The organism is Pseudomonas sp. GW822-FHT02G04 (genome assembly GCF_058802085.1).
This window is the reverse complement of the sequence record NZ_JBXANU010000010.1, coordinates 103,049-129,882: the sequence shown is the minus strand read 5'-3', so window position 1 is coordinate 129,882 and position 26,834 is coordinate 103,049. Positions and strand designations below refer to the sequence as shown.

21 protein-coding genes are annotated in these 26,834 nt (G+C 59.9%); 14 read left to right on the top strand and 7 right to left on the bottom strand.

Features of this window, described 5'->3' with window-relative positions:
* The first annotated feature begins 15 nt into the window (after positions 1–15).
* The 8 genes from glpD to AC1RO5_RS15240 all read left to right on the top strand — a co-directional run bounded on the left by glpD (position 16) and on the right by AC1RO5_RS15240 (position 9,000).
* The gene (gene glpD, locus AC1RO5_RS15275; RefSeq protein WP_493175982.1) at positions 16–1,554 is read left to right on the top strand and encodes a glycerol-3-phosphate dehydrogenase; all 1,539 of its coding nucleotides are present in this window, start codon (positions 16–18) and stop codon (positions 1,552–1,554) included.
* Positions 1,555–1,959: 405 nt separating this feature from the next.
* A complete protein-coding gene (locus tag AC1RO5_RS15270; protein WP_493175980.1) occupies positions 1,960–2,874 on the top strand; it encodes a glutamate/aspartate ABC transporter substrate-binding protein in 915 nt (304 codons plus the stop codon).
* 194 nt (positions 2,875–3,068) lie between these two features.
* Entirely contained in the window at positions 3,069–3,815 is a 747-nt protein-coding gene (locus AC1RO5_RS15265) for an amino acid ABC transporter permease (RefSeq protein ID WP_493175978.1), read from the top strand.
* Entirely contained in the window at positions 3,815–4,486 is a 672-nt protein-coding gene (locus AC1RO5_RS15260; RefSeq protein WP_493175976.1) for an amino acid ABC transporter permease, read from the top strand. The genes AC1RO5_RS15265 and AC1RO5_RS15260 overlap by 1 nt, the downstream gene beginning before the upstream one ends.
* Complete coding sequence (locus AC1RO5_RS15255; protein WP_007938941.1) at positions 4,483–5,217, top strand: amino acid ABC transporter ATP-binding protein; 735 nt, start codon at positions 4,483–4,485, stop codon at positions 5,215–5,217. Before AC1RO5_RS15260 ends, AC1RO5_RS15255 begins: the two co-directional genes overlap by 4 nt.
* A gap of 218 nt (positions 5,218–5,435) precedes the next feature.
* Positions 5,436–7,337 carry a two-component sensor histidine kinase AauS gene (gene aauS, locus AC1RO5_RS15250; protein WP_493175975.1) on the top strand — a complete coding sequence of 634 codons (1,902 nt, stop codon included), beginning with the start codon at positions 5,436–5,438 and terminating at the stop codon, positions 7,335–7,337.
* The gene (gene aauR, locus AC1RO5_RS15245; RefSeq protein WP_493175973.1) at positions 7,334–8,662 is read left to right on the top strand and encodes a two-component response regulator AauR; all 1,329 of its coding nucleotides are present in this window, start codon (positions 7,334–7,336) and stop codon (positions 8,660–8,662) included. The genes aauS and aauR overlap by 4 nt, the downstream gene beginning before the upstream one ends.
* Before the next feature lie 8 nt (positions 8,663–8,670).
* Positions 8,671–9,000, top strand: a complete 330-nt coding sequence (locus AC1RO5_RS15240; protein ID WP_176466865.1) for a GlpM family protein — start codon at positions 8,671–8,673, stop codon at positions 8,998–9,000.
* 179 nt (positions 9,001–9,179) lie between these two features.
* Here the strand turns inward: AC1RO5_RS15240 and AC1RO5_RS15235 are convergent, their stop codons facing one another.
* From AC1RO5_RS15235 to metE, 3 genes are all read right to left on the bottom strand, one after another.
* The gene (locus tag AC1RO5_RS15235; RefSeq protein WP_493175971.1) at positions 9,180–9,845 is read right to left on the bottom strand and encodes a DsbA family oxidoreductase; all 666 of its coding nucleotides are present in this window, start codon (positions 9,843–9,845) and stop codon (positions 9,180–9,182) included.
* A 200-nt stretch (positions 9,846–10,045) separates the two neighbouring features.
* Positions 10,046–11,080, bottom strand: coding sequence for an alpha/beta fold hydrolase (locus AC1RO5_RS15230; protein WP_493175969.1), 1,035 nt, complete (start codon positions 11,078–11,080; stop codon positions 10,046–10,048).
* A 245-nt stretch (positions 11,081–11,325) separates the two neighbouring features.
* Positions 11,326–13,638, bottom strand: coding sequence for a 5-methyltetrahydropteroyltriglutamate--homocysteine S-methyltransferase (gene metE / locus AC1RO5_RS15225; RefSeq protein ID WP_493175967.1), 2,313 nt, complete (start codon positions 13,636–13,638; stop codon positions 11,326–11,328).
* Positions 13,639–13,745: 107 nt separating this feature from the next.
* Between metE and metR the strand changes: the two genes are divergently transcribed.
* Positions 13,746–14,663 (top strand): transcriptional regulator MetR, encoded by a 918-nt coding sequence (metR, locus tag AC1RO5_RS15220; protein ID WP_018926627.1) that lies wholly within the window; start codon positions 13,746–13,748, stop codon positions 14,661–14,663.
* Between the two features lie 121 nt (positions 14,664–14,784).
* Here metR and AC1RO5_RS15215 read toward each other — a convergent pair whose 3' ends face one another.
* From AC1RO5_RS15215 to nosR, 4 genes are all read right to left on the bottom strand, one after another.
* On the bottom strand, positions 14,785–15,294 hold the full coding sequence (locus AC1RO5_RS15215; RefSeq protein ID WP_493175965.1) for a GNAT family N-acetyltransferase: 510 nt from the start codon (positions 15,292–15,294) through the stop codon (positions 14,785–14,787).
* Between the two features lie 2 nt (positions 15,295–15,296).
* Positions 15,297–15,935: a LysE family translocator gene (locus tag AC1RO5_RS15210; protein WP_019581569.1), complete on the bottom strand. Its 639-nt coding sequence runs from the start codon at positions 15,933–15,935 to the stop codon at positions 15,297–15,299.
* Between the two features lie 36 nt (positions 15,936–15,971).
* Positions 15,972–16,406, bottom strand: a complete 435-nt coding sequence (locus AC1RO5_RS15205) for an NUDIX hydrolase (RefSeq protein WP_493175963.1) — start codon at positions 16,404–16,406, stop codon at positions 15,972–15,974.
* A 397-nt stretch (positions 16,407–16,803) separates the two neighbouring features.
* Positions 16,804–18,156 carry a response regulator c-di-GMP phosphodiesterase, NosR family gene (gene nosR, locus AC1RO5_RS15200; RefSeq protein ID WP_493175962.1) on the bottom strand — a complete coding sequence of 451 codons (1,353 nt, stop codon included), beginning with the start codon at positions 18,154–18,156 and terminating at the stop codon, positions 16,804–16,806.
* A gap of 258 nt (positions 18,157–18,414) precedes the next feature.
* Here nosR and AC1RO5_RS15195 point away from each other — a divergent pair, with 258 nt between their 5' ends.
* The 5 genes from AC1RO5_RS15195 to AC1RO5_RS15175 are packed head-to-tail and all read left to right on the top strand — an operon-like array spanning position 18,415 to position 26,786.
* On the top strand, positions 18,415–20,721 hold the full coding sequence (locus tag AC1RO5_RS15195) for a GGDEF/EAL domain-containing response regulator (RefSeq protein WP_493175960.1): 2,307 nt from the start codon (positions 18,415–18,417) through the stop codon (positions 20,719–20,721).
* The gene (locus AC1RO5_RS15190) at positions 20,718–22,580 is read left to right on the top strand and encodes a putative bifunctional diguanylate cyclase/phosphodiesterase (protein ID WP_493175958.1); all 1,863 of its coding nucleotides are present in this window, start codon (positions 20,718–20,720) and stop codon (positions 22,578–22,580) included. The genes AC1RO5_RS15195 and AC1RO5_RS15190 overlap by 4 nt, the downstream gene beginning before the upstream one ends.
* 44 nt (positions 22,581–22,624) lie before the next feature.
* On the top strand, positions 22,625–23,584 hold the full coding sequence (locus AC1RO5_RS15185; protein WP_493175956.1) for a cytochrome-c peroxidase: 960 nt from the start codon (positions 22,625–22,627) through the stop codon (positions 23,582–23,584).
* Positions 23,581–25,392 carry a DAHL domain-containing protein gene (locus AC1RO5_RS15180; protein ID WP_493175954.1) on the top strand — a complete coding sequence of 604 codons (1,812 nt, stop codon included), beginning with the start codon at positions 23,581–23,583 and terminating at the stop codon, positions 25,390–25,392. The genes AC1RO5_RS15185 and AC1RO5_RS15180 overlap by 4 nt, the downstream gene beginning before the upstream one ends.
* Entirely contained in the window at positions 25,389–26,786 is a 1,398-nt protein-coding gene (locus tag AC1RO5_RS15175) for an ATP-binding protein (protein ID WP_493175953.1), read from the top strand. The genes AC1RO5_RS15180 and AC1RO5_RS15175 overlap by 4 nt, the downstream gene beginning before the upstream one ends.
* Positions 26,787–26,834: the final 48 nt, after the last annotated feature.

The window sequence follows — 26,834 nt, the reverse complement described above, 5'->3', positions numbered from 1 at the left end:
GCCCGAGGCCAGCCGATGCCCACTTCTACCTTGCCTACGCCCCCTCTCGCCGAGGTCTACGATATCGCCGTCATCGGTGGTGGGATCAATGGCGTGGGGATCGCAGCGGATGCCGCCGGTCGCGGCCTTTCGGTGTTCCTTTGCGAAAAGGATGATCTGGCCAGCCACACCTCGTCGGCCAGCAGCAAGCTGATCCACGGTGGCCTGCGCTACCTGGAGCATTATGAATTCCGCCTGGTGCGCGAAGCCCTGGCCGAGCGCGAAGTGCTGCTGGCCAAGGCACCGCACATCGTCAAACAGATGCGCTTCGTGCTGCCGCACCGCCCGCACTTGCGTCCGGCCTGGATGATCCGCGCCGGCCTGTTCCTTTATGACCACCTCGGCAAACGGGAAAAACTCGAAGGCTCGAAAAGCCTGAAGTTCGGCCCGGACAGCCCGCTGAAAAGCGAAATCACCAAAGGCTTCGAATACTCCGATTGCTGGGTCGATGACGCACGCCTCGTGGTGCTGAATGCCATGGCCGCCCGCGAGAAAGGTGCCCACGTTCATACACAAACCCGCTGCGTCAGTGCCCGTCGCACCAAGGGCCTGTGGCACATGAACCTGGAACGCGCCGATGGCAGCCTGTTTTCGATCCGCGCCAAGGCACTGGTGAATGCTGCTGGCCCATGGGTCGCCCAGTTCATTCGTGACGACCTGAAGATGGAATCACCGTACGGCATCCGTCTGATCCAGGGCAGCCACCTGATCGTGCCAAAACTGTACGAAGGCGAACACGCGCACATTCTGCAAAACGAAGATCAGCGCATCGTCTTCACCATTCCGTACCTGAACCACTTCACCCTGATCGGCACCACCGACCGCGAGTACACTGGCGACCCGGCAAAAGTTGCGATCACTGAAGGCGAAACCGATTACCTGCTCAAAGTGGTCAATGCCCACTTCAAGAAGCAACTCAGCCGCGCGGACATCCTGCACAGCTATTCCGGCGTTCGTCCGCTGTGCAACGACGAATCCGACAATCCGTCGGCCGTCACCCGCGACTACACCCTGGCATTGTCGGGCTCTGGCGAAGAAGCGCCTTTGCTGTCGGTATTCGGCGGCAAGCTGACGACCTACCGCAAACTGGCCGAGTCGGCGCTGGCGCAACTGGCTCCGTACTTCACGCACATCAAACCAAGCTGGACCGCCAGCGCCCCCCTGCCCGGTGGCGAAGACATGACCACCCCGCAGGCGTTGAGCTCGCGGATCCGCGACAAGTTCGACTGGGTGCCCACCGAAATCGCCCGTCGCTGGTCCACCACTTACGGCAACCGCACCTGGCGCATGCTCGAAGGCGTGGAAAACCTCGGCGACCTGGGCGAGCACATCGGCGGCGGCCTCTACACCCGTGAAGTCGACTACTTGTGCAGCGAAGAATGGGCGACCACCGCCGACGATATTCTGTGGCGGCGCAGCAAGCTTGGGCTGTTCACCACCCCGGCGGAACAGCAAAAGCTCAAGGACTACCTGAACAAGCTCGAACAGAACCGCAGCAAGATCGAAGCGGCCTGATCGGGTATCCGGTTTAGCCAAAGCCCCTGAATCTCATGATTCAGGGGCTTTTGTTTGGAAGATCAAAAGATCGCAGCCTTCGGCAGCTCCTACAGGATTCGAGTGCATCCCGATTTAAATGTAGGAGCTGCCGAAGGCTGCGATCTTTTGCATTCGGTTTTCCGAACGCGACTTGTCGGTCGGTTCGGTAAACCGGATCACTCAGCCGAAAATTCAACGCCATAAATATTTAATCCCCTTATAAATCAATTACTTGATCCATATCGCCTGGTATGGCACGAGTCATGCTCTACACTCTTGGACGAATGTTTATTGCGCTACTCCTTCAGGAGCCGCGAGGCATTCGAAGCACCAAAAAGGGCCGATGAACTGGCTCCATATAAAAACAATGTCGAGGAAAATTTGATGCGCATCGTTCCCCATCTCCTGGGCGCAGCCATTGCTGCCGCTCTGATTAGCACTCCAGTTTTCGCCGCCGAACTCACCGGCACACTGAAGAAGATCAAAGAGTCCGGCACCATCACCCTCGGGCATCGTGACGCTTCCATTCCGTTTTCCTACATCGCGGACGCTTCCGGCAAACCGGTTGGCTATTCCCACGATATCCAACTGAAAGTCGTCGAAGCGCTGAAAAAAGACCTCGACATGCCGAATCTCCAGGTCAAATACAACCTGGTGACCTCGCAAACTCGTATCCCGCTGGTGCAGAACGGCACCGTGGACCTCGAGTGCGGCTCCACCACCAACAACGTCGAGCGTCAGCAGCAAGTTGACTTCTCCGTCGGCATCTTCGAAATCGGTACTCGCCTGCTGTCGAAGAAAGACTCCAAGTACAAGGATTTCCCGGATCTGGCCGGCAAAAACGTCGTGACCACCGCCGGTACCACGTCCGAGCGCATCCTCAAGTCGATGAACGCCGACAAGCAGATGGGCATGAACGTCATCTCCGCCAAAGACCACGGCGAGTCCTTCCAGATGCTGGAATCGGGTCGTGCCGTTGCGTTCATGATGGACGACGCACTGCTGGCTGGTGAAGCCGCCAAGGCCAAGAAAGCCGATGACTGGGCCGTGACCGGTACTCCACAGTCCTACGAAATCTATGGCTGCATGGTCCGCAAGGGCGACGAGCCGTTCAAGAAGGCTGTGGACGATGCCATCAAGGCCACCTACGCGTCGGGCGAGATCAACAAGATCTACGAAAAATGGTTCATGCAGCCAATCCCGCCAAAGGGCCTGAACCTGAACTTCCCGATGAGCAACGAGCTCAAGACCCTGATCGCAAATCCGACCGACAAAGCGGCTGACGAAAAGAAATCCTGATTTCTGACTAACCTTATCCCCCTGAGAAGGCCTCTGCCCTTTCAGGGGGTTGTCACTCCCTGCTGGCATTTTTGGAAACACTCGAACCGGTGGTTGTCGAGCCGTTCGCGTGTGCCCGACCATCATGGTTGGGCGGGAACGGAGCTTCCCCAAGCGGGCACTTGTATATCGATCGAATCCGAGGGGAGACCCTAATGAATTACAACTGGGACTGGGGCGTGTTCTTCAAGTCCACCGGCGTGGGCAGCGAGACCTATCTCGACTGGTTCATTTCCGGCCTGGGCTGGACCATCGCCATCGCCGTCATGGCCTGGATCATCGCCCTGACACTGGGCTCGATTCTGGGCGTCATGCGCACGGTGCCGAACCGCATCGTATCGGGCATCGCCACCTGCTACGTCGAACTCTTCCGTAACGTACCGCTGCTGGTTCAGCTGTTCATCTGGTACTTCCTGGTACCCGACCTGCTGCCTGAAAACCTGCAGGAATGGTTCAAGCAGGACCTGAACCCGACGACTTCGGCCTTCATCAGCGTCGTAGTTTGCCTGGGCCTGTTCACCACCGCTCGCGTTTGCGAACAAGTGCGCACCGGTATCCAGGCGCTGCCCCGCGGCCAGGAATCCGCTGCCCGCGCCATGGGTTTCAAGCTGCCGCAGATCTACTGGAACGTGCTGCTGCCCCAAGCCTATCGGATCATCATTCCGCCGCTCACCTCGGAATTCCTGAACGTGTTCAAGAACTCCTCCGTCGCGTCGCTGATCGGCCTGATGGAGCTGCTCGCGCAGACCAAACAGACCGCCGAGTTCTCCGCCAACCTGTTCGAAGCCTTCACCCTGGCAACGCTGATCTACTTCACCCTGAACATGAGCCTGATGCTGCTGATGCGCGCGGTCGAGAAGAAAGTCGCTGTACCGGGCCTGATTTCCGTAGGGGGTAAATGATGGAATTCGACTTCTCGGGCATCATTCCGTCCCTGCCGGGTTTGTGGAACGGCATGGTCATGACCCTCAAGCTGATGGCCCTGGGCGTGAGCGGCGGGATCATCCTCGGCACGATCCTGGCGTTGATGCGCCTGTCCCACAGCAAACTGCTGTCGAACATTGCCGGCGCCTACGTTAACTATTTCCGCTCGATTCCGCTGCTGCTGGTCATCACCTGGTTCTACCTGGCGGTGCCGTTCGTACTGCGCTGGATCACCGGCGAAGACACCCCGATCGGCGCGTTTGCCTCATGCATCGTGGCGTTCATGATGTTCGAAGCAGCGTACTTCTGCGAAATCGTCCGGGCTGGTGTGCAGTCGATTCCCAAGGGCCAGATGGGCGCTGCCCAGGCCCTGGGCATGACGTATGGCCAGATGATGCGGTTGATCATCCTGCCGCAAGCGTTCCGCAAGATGACCCCGCTGCTGTTGCAACAGAGCATCATCCTGTTTCAGGACACCTCGCTGGTCTACGCGGTTGGCCTGGTGGACTTCCTCAATGCCTCGCGTGCCAGTGGTGACATCATCGGCCGCTCCAATGAGTTCCTGATCTTCGCAGGTCTCACGTACTTCATCATCAGCTTTGCCGCCTCGCAGCTGGTCAAGCGTCTGCAAAAAAGGTTCGCCGTATGATCTCTATCAAGAACGTCAACAAGTGGTATGGGGACTTCCAGGTACTGACTGATTGCAGCACCGAGGTCAAAAAAGGCGAAGTGATTGTGGTGTGCGGGCCGTCCGGTTCCGGCAAATCCACCCTGATCAAGTGCGTCAACGCCCTGGAACCGTTCCAGAAAGGTGACATCGTGGTCGACGGCACCTCCATCGCCGACCCGAAGACCAACCTGCCGAAACTGCGTTCGCGCGTGGGCATGGTGTTCCAGCATTTCGAACTGTTCCCGCACCTGACCATCACCGAAAACCTGACCATCGCGCAGATCAAGGTGTTGGGCCGCAGCAAGGAAGAAGCCACCAAGAAAGGCCTGCAACTGCTTGAGCGCGTCGGCCTGTCTGCCCATGCGCATAAGCACCCGGGCCAGCTTTCCGGTGGCCAGCAACAGCGTGTGGCGATTGCCCGTGCGCTGGCGATGGACCCGATCGTCATGCTGTTCGACGAACCGACCTCGGCGCTGGACCCGGAAATGGTCAACGAAGTACTCGACGTGATGGTGCAACTGGCCCACGAAGGCATGACCATGATGTGCGTGACCCACGAAATGGGCTTCGCCCGCAAGGTCGCGGACCGGGTGATCTTCATGGACGCCGGCAAGATTATCGAAGACTGCAAGAAAGAAGAATTCTTCGGTGATATCAACGCCCGCTCCGAGCGTGCGCAGCATTTCCTCGAGAAGATTCTGCAGCACTAAGACGGTACTGACTTGTCCTTGTGGCGAGGGAGCTTGCTCCCGCCGGGTCGCGCAGCGGCCCCAAAACCTGCAAATGCATTTTGTCTGACACACCGCATTTGATGGTTTTACGACTGCTTCGCAGCCGAGCGGGTGCAAGCTCCCTCGCCACAGGTTCCGTGTTCGACTGGAAACCAGGACAAGCCCGTTACCACGCTGGTTGACCCAAGGCATCTGTGATGAAATGCGACTCCATCCTCTATCGCGCAGCGCCGCCATCACTCGCCGTGAAACCCCGTTTGATTCGCCATCTGTTCCTGCCGCCGCTGATCATTGCCCTGATGATCGGATTGGGTTACATCGGCTTCTGGGTCAGTGAACACTACGGTATTCGCAGCCTCAGCGAGAATGGCCAGCGTCAGCTGGAACTGCACGCCCGTGCCGTCGAGAGCGAGATCAGCAAATACACCTACCTGCCCAGCCTTCTGGAACTCGAATCGAGTGTTTCCAGGCTGTTGGCCGACCCGTCGCCGGAGCACCGGCAGACAGTCAACGAATACCTCGAAGGCCTGAACCGGCGCAGCCGCAGTCGGGCCATTTATGTGATGGACACCACCGGTCGCGTACTGGCCACCAGCAACTGGCGCGATGTCGACAGTTATCTGGGCGAAGACCTGTCCTTCCGTGCCTACTTCCAGAACGCCGTGCGCGGTCAGCCGGGACGTTTCTACGGCATTGGCAGCACCAGCGGCGAACCCGGCTATTACCTGGCTCATGGCCTGGAAGAGCACGGCAAGATCACCGGCGTCGCGGTGGTCAAGGTGCGCCTCGAAGCCATGGAAGAACGCTGGCAGCGCGCGCGTCTGGAAGCGTTCGTCAGCGACGAGAACGGCATCATCATTCTCTCCAGCGATCCGGCGCGGCGGCTCAAGTCGGTGCTGCCGTTGAGCGACGACACCAAGGAACGCCTGGCCCGCAGCCTCCAGTACTACTGGTTCCCGCTGAATGAACTGCAACCGCTGGCGCGGGAGAAACTGGCTGAAGGCGAGGAAAAACTGACCTTCCCTGCCAACAGCGAACTGATGTCCGAGGAAGAAAACATCAGCTACCTGTCGCAAACCCGGCCGCTGAGCGACACCCCGTGGAATTTCACCCTGCTCACACCCCTGCAAGACCTGCGGCGTGAAGCGATCAATCAGGGGATTCTGGTAGCGGTGGCGTTTGCCCTGGTGGCCTTCCTGCTGATCGCCTGGAACGAGCGGCGCAAGGTGATCGCCACCCGCCTCGCGGCGCGGGAAGCCTTGCAGGAAGCCAACAATCAACTGGAGCGTCGGATTACCGAACGCACCACCGACCTGCGCGCCAGCAACGAACGGCTCAAGGGCCAGATTCGTGAGCGTCGGCAGGCTGAAGAAACCTTGCGCCGCGCCCAGGATGAGCTGGTCCAGGCCGGCAAACTGGCAGCCATCGGCCAGATGTCCACCAGCATTGCCCACGAACTGAACCAGCCACTGGCGGCATTGCGGACCTTGTCCGGCAACACCGTGCGCTTTCTGGAACGAGGCCAACTGGATGTGGCCAGCACCAATCTCAAGACGATCAATGAACTGATCGACCGCATGGGCCGGATTACCGCCAGCCTGCGTTCCTTCGCCCGGCGCGGCGATGACCAGGGCCAGGCCAGCCTCGGCAAAGGCGTGGACGCCGCCCTGCAATTGCTGGGCAGCCGGATGGAAAGCCTGCCGCTGCAATTGCATCGCGATTTCACCGACGTGCAGGTGCAGATCGACCAGACCCGTCTGGAGCAGATCCTGGTCAACCTGATCGGCAATGCGCTCGATGCCATGCAGTCGCAGCCCCAACCGACGTTGTGGCTCGAAGGCGAGGAATTCGACGGCAAGTATCGGCTGAGGGTGCGCGACAACGGCCACGGCATCGATGCCGAAGCGCGCAAGCATCTGTTCGAACCGTTCTTCACCACCAAACCCGGCGAACAGGGCCTGGGCCTCGGCCTGACCCTGTCGGCGAGCCTGGCCGCCGCTACGGGCGGGCATCTGGGTGTCGAACACCCGGCCAGCGGTGGCACCACCTTCGTCCTCAGTTTACCGTTGGTAAGCCCCACTCCCGCCGAGCCAATATGAACAACGACCTTAGTGTGCTGATCGTCGAAGACGACCCCCATGTGCTGCTCGGTTGCCAACAGGCACTGACGCTCGAAGACATTCCCTGCATCGGCGTCGGCAGCGCCGAAGAAGCGCTGGAGCGGGTCGGCGACAATTTCGCCGGCATCGTCATCAGCGACATCCGCCTGCCGGGCATCGATGGACTGGAACTGCTGACCCGGCTCAAGGCGCGCGATCGCAGCCTGCCGGTGGTGCTGATTACCGGCCACGGCGACATCTCGATGGCCGTCGGCGCGATGCAGAAAGGCGCCTACGATTTCATGGAGAAACCTTTCTCCCCCGAACGCCTGGTGGACGTCGCCCGCCGCGCGCTGGAGCAACGAAGCCTGGCGCGGGAAGTCTCTTCGTTGCGCCGGCAATTGGCGGAACGCGATTCCCTCGAAGGCCGGATCATCGGTCGCTCGCCGGCCATGCAGAACCTGCGGGAACTGATTGCCAACGTCGCCGATACGTCGGCCAACGTGCTGATCGAAGGCGAGACCGGCACCGGTAAAGAACTGGTTGCACGCTGCCTGCACGACTTCAGCCGCCGGCACACCAAACAGTTCGTCGCGCTGAACTGCGGTGGCCTGCCGGAGAACCTGTTCGAAAGCGAAATCTTCGGCCACGAGGCCAACGCTTTCACCGGTGCCGGCAAGCGGCGGATCGGCAAGATCGAACACGCCGATGGCGGCACGTTGTTCCTCGACGAAGTGGAAAGCATGCCGCTGCCGTTGCAGATCAAACTGCTGCGGGTATTGCAGGAACGCACCCTCGAACGCCTGGGTTCGAACCAGAGCGTGGCGGTGGATTGCCGGGTGATTGCCGCAACCAAGTCCGATCTGGATGAGTCGAGCAAGGCCGGCGAGTTTCGCAGCGACCTGTATTACCGTCTGAACGTGGTCACTCTGGAACTGCCGCCGCTGCGCGAACGCCGCGAAGACATCCTGCAATTGTTCGAGCACTTTTTGCAGCAGTCATCCCTGCGCTTCGATCGCTCGCTGCCTGAACTGGACAACCAGACCGTGTCGATTCTGATGAGTCACGACTGGCCGGGCAACGTGCGCGAACTGCGCAACGTCGCCGAACGCTTCGCCCTCGGCCTGCCGGCCTTCAAAAAAACCGGCGCCAGTGGCGGCAACCAGGGCCTGGCCTTTGCCGAAGCGGTGGAAGCCTTCGAACGCAACCTGCTCAGCGATGCCTTGCAACGCAGCGGCGGTAACTTGACCCAGGCCAGCCAGGAGCTGGGAATGGCCAAGACCACGCTGTTCGACAAAGTGAAGAAATACGGGCTGAGCCATTAATGGACCTGATTTTCAAAGCAACCCTGGGCGCGGCGGTAGTGGTGATCCTCGCCATGCTGGCCAAGACCAAAAACTATTATATCGCAGGCCTGGTGCCGCTGTTTCCGACCTTTGCGCTGATCGCTCACTACATCGTCGGCAAGGGGCGTTCGCTGGATGATCTGAAGACCACCATCGTGTTTGGCATGTGGTCGATCATTCCGTACTTCGTCTATCTGGCGACCTTGTATGTGATGGTCGACCGGATGCGGCTGGAGGCTTCGTTGGCGGTGGCGGCGGTGGCGTGGTTGATGGCAGCGACGGTGCTGGTCAGCGTGTGGGTGCGCCTGCACGGCTAACCCCATTGAGATCTAAGACTTGTGAACTGTGGCGAGGGAGCTTGCTCCCGCTCGGGTGCGCAGCAGCCGCAAAACCGGTGTACCAGGTATGCCTGACGGAAACAGTCGCCGTTATTGGGGCTGCTTCGCAGCCCAGCGGGAGCAAGCTCCCTCGCCACAAAAGCGCTCCGCTACCGCGATCAGCTCACGCGTCCACCTTTTTCTTCACTCATGATCTGCCGAATCGCGCCAACAAACGCTTCCACCGGCTGACCACCAGTGACGGCGTACTGCCCGTTGAACACCACCGTCGGCACTGAACTCACGCCGCGCGATAACCACAACTGTTCTTCCTCGCGAACCTCTTTGGCGAATTCGTCCGAAGCCAGAATCGCCTCGGCCCGCTGCCGATCCAGCCCCACGCCTTGCGCGATCTGCACCAATTGCCCGTGATCGGACGGATTGCCGCCCTCGGTGAAATACGCCTTGAACAACGCTTCCTTGAGGTTGAACTGCAACCCTTCCAGCCCCGCCCAATGCAGCAAGCGATGGGCATCGAAGGTGTTGTAGATACGGCTGTTGCCGTCCGTGCGAAAGGCAAACCCGACCTCGGCGCCGCGCGCGCGGATCATTTCGCGGTTCTTCTGCGACTGTTCAGGCGTCGAGCCGTACTTTTCGCTGATGTGTTCGGTGATGTTCTGCCCTTCGGGGCCCATCTTCGGGTTCAGCTCAAACGGCTGGAAACGGATTTCGGCCTGGACTTCGTCACCCAGCAAATCCAGGGCCCGGGTCAGGCCGTACAGGCCGACGACGCACCAGGGGCAAGACACATCGCTGACGAAATCGATTTTCAGGGGGGTACTCATCGCTCACCTCGCAGACTTGAATCATGCCGCAAAATTCGAACGATACACCCGTAGGAGCTTCCGAAGGCTGCGATCTTTTGATCCTGATCTTGATCTTCTTCCAGATCGCTGAAGATCAAGATCAGGATCAAAAGATCGCAGCCTTCGGCAGCTCCTACACGGGGGTCGGGGGGAACCATTTCATTCATTGGATTGGGGTATCAGAGAAGGTTGTGCTCAGCCACCGGAGCAATCTGCGCCCAATGCGAGGTGTCTTCGCGATGGGCCTGTAAATACGGTAACACCGCCGCCAGCAATGGCGCCTTGAACGCCTCTTGAAAACGATGGGCCAGCCCCGGAATCAACTTCAATTGACTGCCACGAATGTGTGCCGCCAGATGCACGCCATGCATCACCGGCAACAACGGATCAGCGGTGCCGTGAACCACCAGCGTCGGCACGCGCAATTGGTTGAGCAGATCCACACGACTGCGCTCGGCAAGGATCGCCATGATCTGGCGCTTCACGCCTTCAGGGTTAAACGCCCGGTCATAAGACAGCGCCGCTTGATGCAGCAACGCCTGCCGATCATCAGTGACCGAAGGACTGCCCAGCGCCGCCAGCAAATCAGCCTGTTGCTCCAGCGCCACTTCACGATTCGGCGCGCCACGTCGCGCGAGCAGCTGCACCAGCGCCGCACTCGGCGCCGGCAAGCCTTCGGCCCCCGAACTGGTCATCAACAGCGTCAGGCTCTCGACACGCTGCGGCGCCATGGCCGCCAGATGCTGGGCGATCATCCCACCCATGCTGGCACCCAGCACGTGAAATTGCTCGACGTGCAAGGCGTCCATCAGCCCCAGTGCATCATCAGCCATGTCCGTCAGCGTATAAGGCGCGGCCACCGGTAAACCGAGTTTGTAGCGCAGCACTTCGAACGTCAGGTTGGCCTCGACCGGCGCCTGGCGCCAAGTGGACAGGCCGACATCGCGATTGTCATAACGAATCACCCGGAAACCCTGCTGACACAGCGCGACCACTACCTCATCCGGCCAGTGAATCAACTGCCCGCCCAGGCCCATCACCAGCAACAACGCAGGGTCGGACGCACGGCCGATGCTCTGGTACGCCAGACTCACCTGCGCCAGATCGGCATATTCGGTTGGAACGTTAACGTCGCAACGAGACGCCGCCAAAGACGGGAAATTGAACAACACAGCGATCAGAAAGACCGCTGTGGATAAAAATCGTGCACGCATGAAAAACACCGAAACGCAGAACCCCAGTAGAGCGCGAGTCTGATGAAGTTTGTTCAAGCGCGCTGCCACAGTTGCGTGACAGTTTGATGAAGAGTGCTGAACGGTCATTTTCAAGACCGCGTTATCGTTCTTCGCGAGCAAGCCCGCTCCCACAGGATTGATGTCGTACACACAATCTGTGATCGACCTCTACCCCTGTGGGAGCGGGCTTGCTCGCGAAGGCGCCAGAACAGGCGCCGCAGGATTTAGGCCAACTGACTCCGCAACTGCCGCGCCGCCGCCACCATATTGACCAACGCCGCCTCAGTCTCCGGCCACGCCCGGGTCTTCAGCCCGCAATCCGGGTTCACCCACAACCGCTCCGCCGGAATACGCTTGACCGCTTTGCTCATCAACTTGACCATCTCAGCGGTGTCCGGCACCCGTGGCGAGTGGATGTCGTAGACGCCCGGGCCAATGTCGTTCGGGTAGTCGAACGCTTCGAAGGCCTCCAGCAATTCCATGTCCGAACGCGAAGTTTCGATGGTGATCACGTCGGCGTCCATGTCGGCGATGGACTGGATCACGTCATTGAATTCGCTGTAGCACATGTGGGTGTGGATCTGGGTTTCATCGCGCACGCCGGAGGCGCTCAGGCGGAACGCTTCCACTGCCCAGTCCAGATACTCCTGCCACTGCGCCCGGCGCAGCGGCAGACCTTCGCGGAACGCAGCTTCGTCGATCTGCACGATCTTGATGCCGGCGGTTTCCAGGTCGACCACTTCGTCTCGCAGGGCCAACGCCAACTGCTGCGCCTGGACTTTGCGCGAGACGTCTTCGCGCGGAAACGACCACATCAGCATGGTCACGGGCCCGGTAAGCATGCCTTTCATGACCTTGTCGGTCTGGCTCTGGGCGTAACTGATCCAGTCTACGGTCATGGCGTTCGGGCGGCTCAGGTCGCCGTAGATGATCGCCGGTTTGACGCAACGCGAACCGTAGCTCTGGACCCAGCCGAACCGGGTGAACAGGTAGCCGTCCAGTTGTTCGGCGAAGTACTCGACCATGTCGTTGCGCTCGGCTTCGCCGTGCACCAGCACATCCAGCCCCAGGCGTTCCTGGATTTTCACGGCGTGGCGGATTTCGCTGTGCATGGCATCGGTGTAATCGTTGGCCGAGAGCTTGCCTTGCTTGAAGGCCTGGCGAGCCAGACGGATTGAAGCGGTCTGCGGGAACGAGCCGATAGTGGTGGTCGGGAACGCCGGCAGTTGCAGCCGCGCCTGTTGTTGCTCGATGCGTTTGGCAAACGGCGAGTGACGTTGGCTGTCCGCCGCGCCGATGGCGTTGATTCGGGCCTGAACAGCCGCCTTGTGGATGCGCGGCGATTGGGCGCGGCTGGCCTGGATCGCACGGCTTTCAGCCAGGGCGGCTTGCACTTTCGGCGCTTGCGGATCGTTCAGGGCATCGCGCAGCACGGCGATTTCGCCGCACTTTTGCACGGCAAACGCCAGCCAGCTTTTCAATTCAGGGTCGAGCTTGTCTTCACGCGCAAGATCCACCGGACTGTGCAGCAACGAACAAGAGCTGCTGACCCACAAGTTATCGCCGAAGCGCTCCTGGGCAAATTGCAGTTGTGCCAGGGCTTGCTCCAGTTCGCAGCGCCAGACGTTGCGGCCGTTGACCAGGCCCACGGACAGAATCTTGTAGGTTGGCAGTCGATCCAAAACCTGGCCGAGCTGATCCGGCGAACGCACCGCGTCAATGTGCAAACCTTGCACCGGCAGGCCGACCGCCAGTCCGAGGTTGTCTTCCAGGCCGCTGAAGTAGGTGGCCACGAGCTTTTTCAGCGGCGAGTATTGGAGGATGTGGTAAGCGCGTTCGAAGGCGTTTTTCCAGGCCTGCGGCAGGTCGAGGGTCAGGATCGGCTCATCGATCTGCACCCACTCCACGCCTTGGGCGGCGAGGCGGCCGAGGATTTCACCGTAGATCGGCAGCAGGCGTTCCAGTAGGTCGAGCTTGTCGAAGTCGTTGCCTTTGGCTTTGCCCAGCCACAAGTAAGTCAGCGGGCCAATGATCACCGGTTTGACGTTGTGGCCGAGGGCCTTGGCTTCTTCGACTTCATCGAACAACTGTTCCCAGCTCAGTTTGAACTGTTGGTCGGCGCTGAACTCCGGGACCAGGTAGTGGTAGTTGGTGTCGAACCACTTGGTCAGTTCCTGGGCGTATTGCGCCTTGGCATGTTCGCCGCCGCAGCAGGTCGCGGTGGCACCACGCGCCATGGCGAACAGGGTGTCGAGGGTCGGCAGGCCACGTTCATCCCTGGCGCTGTCGAAACGCTCGGGGATCACACCGAAGGTCAGCGAGTGAGTCAGCACCTGGTCATACCAGGCGAAGTCGCCCACGGGCAGCAGGTCGATGCCGGCGTCTTTCTGCAATTGCCAGTGGGTGGCGCGCAGTTGGCGACCGACGCTGTTCAGCGCGTCCTGATCGAGGTCGCCCTTCCAGTAGGCTTCGAGGGCTTTTTTCAGTTCGCGGTCAGCGCCGATGCGCGGGAAACCTAGGGTATGGGCCAATGCCATGATGAGAATCCTCCCTGTAAAAGATGCGCTATTGTCGACAGCTCACCCAACATGAGACAAACTCAACTTTTTCGTGTTGATCACAAGTTTTCCTCATGGAGCCCCCGGTGCTTGAAATCCGTCACCTGAAAACCCTGCACGCCCTGCGCGAAGCCGACAGCCTGGTGGATGCGGCCGACCGCCTGCACCTGACCCAGTCGGCGCTGTCCCACCAGTTCAAGGAGCTGGAAGAACGCATGGGCATGCCGCTGTTCGTGCGCAAGACCAAACCGGTGCGCTTCACCAGTGCCGGTCTGCGCCTGCTGCAACTGGCCGACGCTACCCTGCCGTTGCTGCGCAGTGCCGAGCGTGACATTGCACGGCTGGCCGGTGGCACAGCAGGGCGTTTGCACATGGCGATCGAGTGCCACAGTTGTTTCCAGTGGTTGATGCCGACCATCGACCAGTTCCGCGATGCCTGGCCGGAAGTCGAACTGGACCTGGCCTCGGGGTTCTCCTTCGCCCCGCTGCCGGCGCTGGCCCGAGGCGACCTGGACCTGGTGGTGACCTCCGATCCGCTGGAACTGGTCGGCATCACTTACGTGCCGTTGTTCACCTACGAAGCCATGCTCGCGGTGGCGAACCAGCACCGCTTGGCGAGCAAGCCGTACATCGTGCCCGAAGATCTGCTCACGGAAACCTTGATCACCTACCCGGTGGAACGCGATCGGCTGGACATCTTCACCCGCTTCCTGGAGCCGGCCGACATTGAACCGGCGCAGGTGCGCACCTCGGAACTGACAGTGATGATGATGCAACTGGTGGCCAGCGGTCGCGGCGTATGCGGCATGCCCCATTGGGCGTTGCATGAGTACAGTTCACGGGGTTATGTGAAGGCCAAGCGACTGGGCGAGAAAGGCTTGTTTGCGACGTTGTATGCCGGAATTCGCGCCGACATGCTGGATGCGCCGTACATGCGCGACTTTTTGCTGACGGCCAAGGACACGTCGTTTTCGACGCTGGATGGGGTTAGTGCGGTGCGATAGAGCGACCGATTGATCGTTCCCACGCTCTGCGTGGGAATGCCTCAACGGACGCTCTGCGTTCGGCTCTGGAAGGGACGCGGAGCGTCCCGGGCTGCATTCCCACGCGGGAGCGTGGGAACGATCAAGGCTCAACGGTGAGCTCGCGCCACATGTGGATCTTGTCGAAGTAGTCTTCGCCGACCCGCACCGCCAACGGTTCCAGGCCAAACTGCACGAAGCCGCAGCGCTGATACAACCTGAAGGCGGCTTCGTTGCCGGCGGTGACGGTCAGTTGGATCAACCTCAGGCCCTGATGACTCTGCGCTTCAGCCAACGCGGCCTGTAACAGTTGATAACCGAGCCCGCGCTGGCGCACTTTGCCGGTCACGTACATGCCAAATAGCGTCGCCTTGTGCCGGGCCTTTTCCCGAGACTCGAAGGCCAGGCCGACGATGCCTGCCAGTTCCCCTTCCTCGAACGCCCCGAGCACCCGGTCCAGCTTGCTGGTCAGGCGCGATTCCCACCACCCCAGCGGCATCGTGGCGCGCTCGCGCACGCTGGAAGTGAACGCCTGGGGATGCGAGTCGTAGGCTTCGAGCATCAGCGCCCGATAATCCAGGGCATGACTGGCATCAAGCCGCTGAATCCACATGTTCAGGCCACTCGCCGCTGCTCAAACATCAAGCGCACCGCCAGCCCGGACAATACGAAGCCCATGAAGTAACGCTGCATCGCCAGCCAGTTCGGGTTGTTGACGAACCAGGACGCGATGCCTGCGGCGAACAGCGCGATCAGCAGGTTGACGCTGAAGCTCACGCTGATCTGGGTCAGGCCGAGGATGATGCTCTGGTTGAACACCGAACCGTGCTCAGGGGAAATGAACTGCGGAAACACCGACAGATAAAACACCGCGATCTTCGGGTTCAGAGCGCTGGTGAGAAAACCCATCGTGATCAATTTGCGTGACGAGTCCGCTGGCAACTGCTGCGCCTCGAACGGCGAACGCGCACCGGGCTTGACCGCCTGCCAGGCCAGCCACAGCAGGTACAATGCACCGGCCCACTTCAGCACTTCGTAAGCCACTGGCACGGCCATGAACACCGCGGTCAAACCCGCTGCGGCAGCGAACAGGTGCACTAGAAATCCCGCGACCACGCCCAGCAACGAAGTCACCCCGGCCTTGCGCCCCTGGCAGATGGAACGGGAGATCAGGTAGATCATGTTCGGCCCGGGTGTGAGTACCATCAGCAACGCCGCGGCGGCAAAAATCAGCAAGTCTTGAAGTGGAATCATGGGCATCCTGTCCTTGAAGTCAGAGGGCCTGGGTGATCAGGCGGTTTCGATCAGTGAAGCTCGATAAAACGGCAAGATCAGGTCCCGTGTCAATGGCGCCAGCGTGAGATCGCCGTCGGTGGCCGGGTCGATCCAGCGCACCTCTTCGATTTCCGCCGCCGGGCAAACGTGCGAATCGATGGTCAGCTGAAACAGTTCGGCCTGTACGACAAAGCCCGGCTCGTTGGCGGCCGGTGCCGAGAATGGCCCCAGGTAGGTGGCGTGCGCCGGATCGATGACCAGTCCCAGTTCCTCTTCCAGCTCACGGGCGAGGGCGTGGACCGGTTGCTCATGAGCCTCGATCTTGCCCCCCGGCTGCATGAACGCCTGGGTGCCGCGCTTGCGCACCAGCAAAGTGCGACCGTCGGGGCCGATCAGCAGGGCAGCGGCAATGCGGATGATGCGGGGTGAAGCGGTGGATGAAAGCGTCATGGATCAGGATTGGCCTTGGGTAAAAGGCGCAAGGATCACATGAGCGCCGGCTTTTCGTCACGCCGAAAAAATCTCCGCAGCCCTCCCTGTAGGAGCGCAATGCTGTTCACTTAAACACACTCTTCAGTCATGCCTACCTTTGTGGCGAGCGAGCTTGCTCGCGCTGGGCTGCGTAGCGGCCCCAAAAATCTGACAACCATACCGATTTTTGTGAGTGCTACGCACTCAAGCGGGAGCAAGCTCCCTCGCCACAGGGTTCTCTGATTCAAGACTCTCTTAAGTGAACAGCATTGCCCTGTAGGAGCGAGGCTTGCCCGCGAAGAATGCACCGCGGTTTTTCAGGTACTACGCGTCATCGTTCTTCGCGGGCAAGCCTCGCTCCTACAGGTTATGCGTCTTAACTCGTCTCGAGAATCGCCACTTCCTCCGGCACTTTCACAAAAATGCTGTACTTGGCACCTTCCATCGCCTCGAACGCGATCAGTTTCTCCACCAGCGGCCCGTTCAACACCTTGCCGGCATTGAGCAGCAGCATGCCGTTGTCGGCATTCAGGTTGCGCGCCAGGATCATGCCCGCCGCCAGATCCCGGGTGGTCAGCACCTTGACCGTCGGGTCGGACAGCGTCACATCGCTCAGGTAAGCCGCACAGACCTGAATGAAATCCTCCACCAGTTCCGGGTCATAGAGCCGACCGGCGTACTGGCGGATATACACCAGGGCTTCATCGCTGTTCATCTGCCGTTCAAGGATCAGCCCGCGCTGCAACTCGATGAAATCCACCGCCAGTTTCAGCAACCGCGAACCGAGCGGAATGGCCTCGCCCTTGAGCCGATCGGGAAAACCGCTGCCGTCCCAACGCTCCTGGTGGTGCAGGATCAGCCGCGCGGCATCCTTCATGGGGTCGAGCGTCATCAGCAGCGACTCACTCTGCTTCGGATACCCCCGATAGCGCTCGCGGTCATTGTGATGCAGCAGATCCGAAGGCGTGCCCATCATGCTGTCGGTCCAGCTCAACTTACCGATGTTGTAGAGCGCCGCCGCCATGGTCAGATCACGACTGGTGCCTTCGTCCAGACGATGGAGTTTGCAGTACACCCGCACCAGTTCAATGATCTGCCGGTTGGTCTGTTTGGCGGGTGGCAGGCGCAGGTTGGCCAGCAACGAAAACACTTCCGTGCCGGTGACATAGCTGCGTTTGAGCTCTTCGTAAGCCAGGTCCAGCATGTCAGCGGTTTGCTGAAGCTCAGAGGTGCGGGCCGCGACGTGTTTTTCCAGGGTGGTGTTGAGCAGCTTCAGTTTTTCGTTCTGGTCCCACGTTTCCTGCACCAGACGCAACCGCTCACGCTCGGAATACTGATAGGCCAGCGATTGTCGCAACGTCAGCAGCATTTCCTCGTCGTGCCAGGGCTTGCTGATGTAACGATGGATCTGCCCTTCATTGATGGCTTTGATAATGGCCGAGGGGTCGGCATAACCGGTCAGCATGATCCGGGTGGTGTCGGGGTAGCGCTGATGGACGTGGGCCAGCAGCGTGGCGCCGTCCATATTGGGCATGCGCGCGTCACTCATCACCAGATCGACCGGCCGCTGCGCCATGATTTCCAGGGCCTGGGCACCGCTAGTGGCCAGCAGCACCTCGTAGGGCTGGCTGCGTAGCAGGCGGCGCAGGCTGTTGAGAATCGACTCCTCATCGTCGACCAGCAGTAACGTGGGTTTATCGTTCACAGTCGTGGGGAGCTGCTCTTCCATGGCGATACCTCAAGTGAAACGAGCCTCTTTATGTCAGGCGCGGAAGAACATCCTCTGACTTTCCCGAGCCTGAGCTACAGGCTAGATGATTTTCAGACCGACTCCGCAAATGATTCGTTTCAGTCAATCGGGCGAATATCTGAGCGGACGACTATGCTCAGGTCACTCGGATCCAAAACGATGCCCGCTCCGTCCAGCGATCAGGGAAGGGATACCCTCTATGAGCTCATCGCACCAAACTGCTGCCGGTACAGGCGCATGTCAGTGAATACGCTGCTTGCGCGGACTAATCGTCGGATTCTCATCGTCGACGACACCGCGTCGATCCATGAGGATTTCGCCAAGATTCTCAGCCCGTCATCGATCGAAGACGACAGCCTGGCCAGCGCCGAAAACGCCCTGTTCGGCACCTCGGTGACGGTATCGTCGCAAGGTTTTGTCATCGAATCCGCGTTTCAGGGCCGTGAGGCGCTGGACAAGGTCGAGACCGCACTGGCGAATGACTCGCCCTACGCGATGGCCTTCATCGACATGCGCATGCCGCCGGGCTGGGACGGCCTGGAAACCATCGAACGCCTGTGGCAGGTCGATCCCAAGCTGCAAGTGGCGCTCTGCACCGCGTATTCCGACTATTCCTGGGAAGACATCGACGAGCGCCTGGAACTGGGCGATCGCCTGCTGATCCTGAAAAAACCCTTCGATGCCATCGAAATCCGCCAGATGGCCAGCGCATTGACCGCCAAGTGGCAAATGACCGAAGACGCGGCGCTGAAGATGTCCCTGCTGGAGCAAGCGGTCGAGGAGCGCACCCGGGAGCTGTCCGACGCCAACATCATCGTGCAGAACAGCCCGACCATTTTGTATCGGCTGCGGGGCGAACCGTCGTTTCCGTTGATGTACATCTCCCACAACATCACCAAATACGGCCACATCGCGGCGGCCCTGGTGGCTTCCTCCAACTGGGCTCAGGAGCTGATCCATCCCGAAGATCAAGAGAAAGTCGACACCGCCATGGCACGGGTGCTGGACCGCCATGCAGCCGGTGCATCCATCGAGTTCCGTATGCGTACCGGCGACGGTGACTGGCGCTGGGTCGAAAACCGCTACATCCCGGTGCGCGACGATGAAGGCCGCTTGCTGGAAGTCGAAGGCATCATCATCGACATCACCGAACGCAAACTGGCCGAGGAAAAGATCGCCCTGCTGGCCCGCACCGACGGGCTGACCGGGCTGGCCAACCGCGCGACGCTGATCGAGCGCCTGCACCAGGCGTTCGCCGCCGCCCGGCGAGGGGCCACCCCGTTCGCCATGTTTTACCTGGACCTGGATCACTTCAAACGCATCAACGACACCCTGGGCCACCCGGTGGGTGACCTGTTGTTGCAGGAGGTCGCTCGACGGATCAAAACCTGCGTGCGGGAAAACGACGTGGTCGCCCGCCTGGGCGGCGACGAGTTCGCGATCCTGCAACTGGACGTCGGCGATCCGACCCAATCAGCGGCCCTGGCCGCCAAGGTCCGCGATGCACTGGTGCTGCCCTACTCCCTGGCCGGCAATGCTGTGCGGGTCTCGGTCAGCATCGGCATCAGCAGCTACACCCAAGTCAGCCTCAGCGCCGACAGCCTGTTGACCCAGGCCGACATGGCGCTCTATCGCTCCAAGGAAAAGGGCCGCAACCAGTATCACTTCCACTCCGAGGAAATCAATCAGGAAGTGGTCGAGCGCATGACCATCGCCAACGACTTGAAAACCGCCATCGAACGCGACGAACTCGAACTGCGTTACTGGCCGGAAGTAGACCTGAGCAGTGGCAGGATCCTCGGCATGGAAGCGCAGGTCAGCTGGAATCACCCCATACGCGGTTTACTGGAAGCCCCGGCATTTCTGCCCACGGCGGAAAAGACCGGCATCATCATTGCCCTCGGTCACTGGGTGCTGGAGCGCGCCTGTCGGCAAATGCACCAGTGGCGCGACGAAGGCATGGCGCCACCGGTGGTGGCGATAAAACTGTCCCTGGCCCAGCTCAAGAGTGGTCCCGAGCTGATCTATGACGTGTTGCGCACCACCGCCCGCTGGGATCTGTGCCCGTGGGACCTGCGTTTCGACGTCACCGAAGCGACCCTGGCCCAGACCAAGTGGACGCACAACGATATCCTGCCGCGCCTGCATGAGCTGGGGGTGAAGATCGCCATCGATGACTTCGGCACCGAATACTCTTCGTTCGACTACCTCAAGACTTACCAGGTCAATCATCTGAAGCTCGCTCAGGCGTTCATCGACACCGCCGCCCACGACGCGGCCAGCGCCACCACCTTGCGGGCCATTATCAATTTCGCCCGCGAAGTCGGGATCGGCATCATCGCCGAAGGTGTCGAAACCCAGGAGCAACGCACTTCGCTGATGGCCACCGGTTCACCGATGAACGCCCAGGGCTACTACTTCAGCAAAGCGGTCAGCAGCCAGCAGGCCGCCGAACTGTTGAAGGCAGGGAGCATCGTGCACGCGAATCACAATCCCGGAGCAAGGCCGGGCGATTCGCAACGTGCCACGGAGGACAAGGAATGAAAACTTCGTTCATCCAGGCCAACCGGCGCATTCTGATCATCGATGACACGCCCTCGATCCATGAGGACTTCCGCAAGATTCTGGGCGCCGATACCGACGATGAACTAACCCTCGCCGGCACTGAAGCCGCGCTGTTCGACACCCCGCAAGCGACTCGGTTGGTCTTCCAGCTCGACTCCGCCTATCAAGGCCAGGAAGCACTCAAACTGGTCAAGCTGGCCCAGGCAGAAGGTCGCCCTTACGCCATGGCGTTCACCGACATGCGCATGCCGCCTGGCTGGGATGGCCTGGAAACCATCGAACGGCTCTGGAAAGCTGATCCTAACCTGCAAATCGCGCTGTGCACGGCGTTCTCCGATTACACCTGGGAAGCCATGGCCGAACGGCTGGAATTCGGCGATCAGTTGCTGGTATTGAAAAAACCCTTCGACAGCCTGGAAATCCGCCAGATGGCCAGCGCCCTGACCTGGAAGTGGCAGATGGCGCAGGACGCGGCGATGAAAGTGCTGAGCCTGGAGCAAACCATCGAAGCCCGGGTCCACGAACTGCTCAAGGTGTCTCATCTGTTGCAGTACGACGTGTTGACCGAACTGCCCAACAGCACTTTGCTGGGTGACCGGCTGAACCAGTCCCTGGCCCTGTCCAGGCGCCATGACAAACAACTGGCGGTGATGTTTCTGGGGCTCGATCGCTTCAAGCGCATCAACAATGCATTGGGTCACCCGACCGGTGACGAGATGCTCAAGCGTGTCGGGCAAAGCCTGGTGGCCTGCGTGCGCGCCTCCGACTCGGTGTTTCGCTACGGCTCCGATGAGTTTGTGGTGATCCTGGCCGACATCCACCACCCACAACAGACCAAGGGCATCGCCGAAAAACTGTTGAACGCCATACGTGCGCCCCAGCACGTCGCCGGACATGACCTGAGCGTGACGGCCAGCCTGGGCATCAGCATCTATCCCGATGACGGTTTCGATGCCATCGCACTGATCAAGAAAGCCGAAACCGCGATGCGCAACGTCAAGGAAAGCGGCCCCAACGATTTCAGCTTTTTCATCGATGAGATGAACCAGCGCGCCCGGGAACAACAAACCATTGAGTCGGGGATTCGCCTGGCACTGGAGCGGAACGAGTTTGTCCTGCACTACCAACCGAAACTCGACCTGGGCAGCGGTAAGGTGGTCGGTGCCGAGGCGTTGATCCGCTGGCAAAAACCGGGGCAAGGCTGGATCTACCCGACAGACTTCATCGGCGTGGCCGAAGACAGCGGCTTGATCGTGCCGTTGAGCAAATGGGTGCTGGCCCAGGCCTGTCGACAAGCCCGTACCTGGCAGGCGAATGGCCTGCCGGATCTGTGCATGTCGGTGAACGTGTCGGCCATCGATTTCCGTCAGCGGGATTTTGTCGAAGGCATCGAACAGATTCTCCAGCAAACCGGTATGGACCCCGCCTTGCTGGAGCTGGAAATCACCGAAGGCGTATTGATGCAGAACGTCGATGCCACGATGGTCGCGCTGAATCGGCTCAAGGCGTTGGGAGTTCGGCTGGCCATCGATGACTTCGGCACCGGCTATTCCAGCCTGAGTTACTTGCAACGGTTTCCCATCGATGTACTGAAAATCGACCAGTCGTTCATTCGTGGCCTGGGCCGTGACAGCAATGATGCCGCCCTGGTCGGCGCCATCATCAGCCTGGGCAAGAGCCTCAAACTGACCGTGATTGCCGAAGGGGTGGAAACCCTCGAGCAACTGAATTTCCTCAAGGCCCTCCATTGCGAAGAAGGCCAGGGTTACTACTTCAGCAAAGCCGTGGAGCCGGACGCCTTCGTGCAATACCTGACATCCGTAAAGCCCACCTCCTGAACGATGTGCAACGACACACAGGCCCTGTGCCAAGGAATCACAAGATGTCGCGCTCCTTCTGCTACTTGCTCCTTGCGCCTCTACTCGGCTGTTGTCTGATAGCCAGCGGCGCACCGCTGGACGAACCGCTCAAACCCTTGCCCGCGGTGCCCGAGCAGAATCCCTTGCAAGTCGAACTCGGGCGCCGGTTGTTCAACGAACCACGGCTGTCGGTCAACAACAGCCTGTCCTGCGCCAGTTGCCATCGTCTGGAAATAGGTGGCGCCGACGACAAAGCGTTGTCCACTGGCTTCAAGGGCGATCCCTTGACGATCAATACCCCGAGCGTGTTCAACGCGAGCCTGAACTTCCGGCAATTCTGGAATGGCCGCGCCGACTCTCTGGAAACACAAGCCCACGAAGTGGTGCAGAGTCCCAGCGAAATGGGCAGTCATTGGGAGCATGTGGTCCAGTTGCTGTCCGCCGACCCGGATTACAAAAGCGCTTTCACCAAGGCCTATCCGGACGGCGTCACCATGACCAATGTGCAAAGTGCCCTGGCCACCTATGAGCGCACGCTGATCAGCGCCAACTCGCGTTTCGACCAATACCTGTCAGGCAATACCGAGATTCTCACGACTGACGAGAAGTACGGTTACCAACGCTTCAAGGATTACGGCTGCATTGCCTGCCATCAGGGTGTGAACATCGGCGGCAACATGTTCCAGAAATTCGGGGTGATGGGTGATTACTTTCAGGCTCGTGGCAATCCCACCGAAGCCGATCTGGGCCGCTACCTGGTCACCAAGGCTGAAGAGGACCGCAACGTGTTCAAGGTGCCGAGCCTGCGCAATGTTGCCGTGACCGCGCCGTACTTTCACGACGGCTCGGCTAAAACCCTCGAAGAGGCGGTAGATGTGATGTTCAAGTTCCAGCTCGGTCGTGTGCCCTCCGACAAGGACAAGGACCTGATCATCAAATTCCTCAAGACCCTGACCGGAGAGTGGGGAGGAAAACCTTTATGAAAACGTTCCCCCGTCGCAACCTGGCACTGCTCGCTGCCGTGGCCGTGCTGCTGGCCTCGACGCTGTTGTTCCTGTACCTCAAATCCAGCTCGAACGAGACATCGACCTATGCCGAATCCCGGGATTTGATCGGCCGGATCAAACAGTTGAACGCGCAGTGGGAAACCGAGATTCTCAAGGCCAGGATCGCCATCAGTCACAACTACGATCCGCTGGTGGCACCGCTGAGCGAGATGACGCGCCTGTGGCAGCGGTTCGAGAGCATGGAGTCCAATCACGGCCGCAACAACTCGCCGATCTGGCGTGCCAGCCATGATGCGTACCTTGCCGCCATCCAGGAAAAAACCCGGTTGGTGGAGCAGTTCAAATCCCACAACGCGGTGCTGCGCAACTCACTGGCGTTCCTGCCCACTGCCGAAGACGACATCCAGCAACCGCTTACCCAACTGCCCGATGAAGACAAACTGCAACTGCAGAACATTGCCACCGACACCTACGACTTGCTGCTCAGCAGCCTGGAGTTCGCCCAGGTCACCTCCGACGATAGAGCGGCGGATATTCTGCTGGGGTTGAACAAGCTGGGGGTGAACAAGCAGCGATTACCGGAGCAGTTCCACGGCCCGATCGATATTTTGAGCAACCACATCGCGCTGATCCTGCGTGAGCAACCGGTGGTCAATCGGTTACTGGAAAACATCGAAGCCATTGCGGTGGCCGAACGGCTGGACGACATTACCGGCCTGCTGAACAAGGACCAGCAGCAAACCGATGCCATCGACCAGCGCTACCACTTCTACATGCTGGTGTTTTCGACGCTGCTGGTACTGGTGCTGGTGTACCTGGCGATACGCCTGATGCGCAGCTTCGGGGAGATCCAGCGGGTCAACAAGGAACTGCAAACCGCCAATGAAGTCCTCGAACAACGGGTCGAAGAGCGCACCCGCGAACTCAAGGATACCCAGAGCGAATTGCTCGACACCGCGCGCCAGGCCGGCATGGCCGAAATCGCCACCAACGTGCTGCACAACGTCGGCAACGTGCTCAACAGCGTGAACATCTCGGCCGACCTGGTCAGCCGCCGACTGCGTAGCAGCAAGGCCCAGGGGCTGGGCAAGGCGATGCAGCTGATCAACGAACATCAAAGCGACCTCGGCACTTTTCTGACCCAGAACGAGAAAGGAAAACTGCTGCCCGGCTATTTGAATCAACTGGTGGAAGCCATTGCCCTCGAACAGCAAGGCATGACCGACGAACTCGCGCAACTGAGCAAAAGCGTCGACCACATCAAAGACATCGTCGCCACCCAGCAGTCCTACGCGGGGGCCAACAACCTGGTGGAACCGCTGTACATCAGCGAACTGCTTGAGGACGCCCTGCGCATGAACGCCGGCGCCTTGACCCGACATCACGTCACGGTGGTCAAGGAGTACGGCGACGTACCGCAAGTGATGGGCGACAAGCACCGCTTGTTGCTGATCCTGATCAACCTGATCAGCAACGCCAAATACGCCATGTCCGACCTCAGCAACCGAGCGCGACACATCACCCTCGGGATAAAAGTCGTCGAGGACACGATCCTGCAAATCAGCGTCAAGGACGACGGCGAAGGCATTGCGCCGGAGAACATGACGCGGATCTTTGCCCACGGTTTCACCACCCGCAAGGAAGGCCACGGCTTCGGCCTGCACAGCTGCGCGCTGGCCGCGATCGAAATGAACGGCCATCTCACCGCCCACAGTGACGGACCAGGCAAGGGTGCAGTGTTCACCTTGCAGATCCCGTTGAACCCCGTCATGGAGGAAGCATGAGCGACCTTTCGAACCGCCGCATTCTGCTGATCGACGACACGCCGTCGATCCATGATGACTTTCGCAAAATCCTCACCCCAACCTCGGCCAAACATGTGGAACTGGACGAAATGGAGGCCGCACTGTTCGGCAGCGAAGTGAAATCCACCCAGCTTCTGTTCGAGCTGGACTCAGCCTATGGCGGTCAGGAGGGCCTGGGCAAACTCGTCCAGGCCTTACAGGAAAACCGTCCCTACGCCCTGGCCTTCGTCGACATGCGCATGCCCGAGGGCTGGGACGGTGCGCAAACGATCGAACACCTGTGGCAGGAAGACCCGAACCTGCAAGTGGTGGTGTGTACCGCCTACTCCGACTATTCGTGGGATGAACTGCTGGAACGCCTGCACGCCCACGACCGCCTGCTGATTCTGAAAAAGCCGTTCGACAACATTGAAGTCCAGCAAATGGCCAACACCCTGCTCACCAAATGGGACATGACCGAACGGGCGTCTGTCCAGATGAGCCACCTGGAGCATCTGGTGGATCAGCGCACGACCCAGTTCAAGCAGGCCAGCGAAGCATTGCAGCGGGAAATCGACGAGCGCAAACAACTGGAAAGCCAACTGGTGCAATCGGAAAAACTCGCCTCGCTGGGGCAACTGGCGGCGGGTGTCGCCCATGAAATCAATAACCCCATCGGCTTCATTTCCTCCAACCTCGGCGCCCTCGATGGCTACTTCAAACAACTGCAGGCCATGCTCGATGCCTATCGGGAAGCAGAGGCGGCCATTACCTCAAGCGACGTCCTCGAACGTCTCGGCCAGCTCCGTGAAAAAGTCGAGCTGGAGTTTCTGCGCGAAGACATTCCGCTGCTGATCAAGGAATCCAAGGAAGGCATCAACCGGGTCGGGCAGATCGTCAAAGACCTGAAGGACTTCTCCCGCGTCGACTCCAATCAGGAATGGCAGTGGGCCAACCTGCAGCAGGGCATCGAGTCGACGCTGAACATCGTCGCCAATGAACTCAAGTACAAGGCCGATGTGGTGAAGGAGTATCAAACGCTGCCTGACATCGAATGCCTGCCATCGCAGATCAATCAGGTGATCATGAACCTGATCGTCAACGCGTCTCAGGCCATGGGGCCGGAACGGGGCACCATCACCCTGCGTACCGGGCTAGAAGGTGAAACGGTGTCGATCGAAGTCGCGGACACCGGATCAGGCATCGAACCGGAATGCCTGCAAAGAATATTCGACCCGTTCTACACCACCAAACCGGTGGGCCAGGGGACAGGGCTCGGGTTGTCCCTGTCCTATGGCATCGTGAAAAAACACCGGGGCGATATTTCGGTACGCAGCGAAGTCGGCGTGGGTACCACGTTTCGGGTCGAGCTGCCGGTGCGCCAATCAGCCTGACGACATAACCCCGTAGGATATACCTCAGGTAGCTTCCTGGAAGTCCAT

Coding starts and splice junctions, on each gene's coding strand:
- AC1RO5_RS15270 (WP_493175980.1), top strand. CDS start 1,960: ATGCGCATCGTTCCCCATCTCCTGGGCGCAGCCATTGCTGCCGCTCTG.
- metE (WP_493175967.1), bottom strand. CDS start 13,638: ATGGCATTGGCCCATACCCTAGGTTTCCCGCGCATCGGCGCTGACCGC.
- AC1RO5_RS15230 (WP_493175969.1), bottom strand. CDS start 11,080: ATGCGTGCACGATTTTTATCCACAGCGGTCTTTCTGATCGCTGTGTTG.
- AC1RO5_RS15175 (WP_493175953.1), top strand. CDS start 25,389: ATGAGCGACCTTTCGAACCGCCGCATTCTGCTGATCGACGACACGCCG.
- nosR (WP_493175962.1), bottom strand. CDS start 18,156: ATGGAAGAGCAGCTCCCCACGACTGTGAACGATAAACCCACGTTACTG.
- AC1RO5_RS15180 (WP_493175954.1), top strand. CDS start 23,581: ATGAAAACGTTCCCCCGTCGCAACCTGGCACTGCTCGCTGCCGTGGCC.
- aauR (WP_493175973.1), top strand. CDS start 7,334: ATGAACAACGACCTTAGTGTGCTGATCGTCGAAGACGACCCCCATGTG.
- AC1RO5_RS15185 (WP_493175956.1), top strand. CDS start 22,625: ATGTCGCGCTCCTTCTGCTACTTGCTCCTTGCGCCTCTACTCGGCTGT.
- AC1RO5_RS15265 (WP_493175978.1), top strand. CDS start 3,069: ATGAATTACAACTGGGACTGGGGCGTGTTCTTCAAGTCCACCGGCGTG.
- AC1RO5_RS15205 (WP_493175963.1), bottom strand. CDS start 16,406: ATGACGCTTTCATCCACCGCTTCACCCCGCATCATCCGCATTGCCGCT.
- AC1RO5_RS15235 (WP_493175971.1), bottom strand. CDS start 9,845: ATGAGTACCCCCCTGAAAATCGATTTCGTCAGCGATGTGTCTTGCCCC.
- aauS (WP_493175975.1), top strand. CDS start 5,436: ATGAAATGCGACTCCATCCTCTATCGCGCAGCGCCGCCATCACTCGCC.
- AC1RO5_RS15255 (WP_007938941.1), top strand. CDS start 4,483: ATGATCTCTATCAAGAACGTCAACAAGTGGTATGGGGACTTCCAGGTA.
- AC1RO5_RS15260 (WP_493175976.1), top strand. CDS start 3,815: ATGGAATTCGACTTCTCGGGCATCATTCCGTCCCTGCCGGGTTTGTGG.
- AC1RO5_RS15195 (WP_493175960.1), top strand. CDS start 18,415: ATGTCAGTGAATACGCTGCTTGCGCGGACTAATCGTCGGATTCTCATC.
- AC1RO5_RS15215 (WP_493175965.1), bottom strand. CDS start 15,294: ATGTGGATTCAGCGGCTTGATGCCAGTCATGCCCTGGATTATCGGGCG.
- AC1RO5_RS15210 (WP_019581569.1), bottom strand. CDS start 15,935: ATGATTCCACTTCAAGACTTGCTGATTTTTGCCGCCGCGGCGTTGCTG.
- AC1RO5_RS15190 (WP_493175958.1), top strand. CDS start 20,718: ATGAAAACTTCGTTCATCCAGGCCAACCGGCGCATTCTGATCATCGAT.
- glpD (WP_493175982.1), top strand. CDS start 16: ATGCCCACTTCTACCTTGCCTACGCCCCCTCTCGCCGAGGTCTACGAT.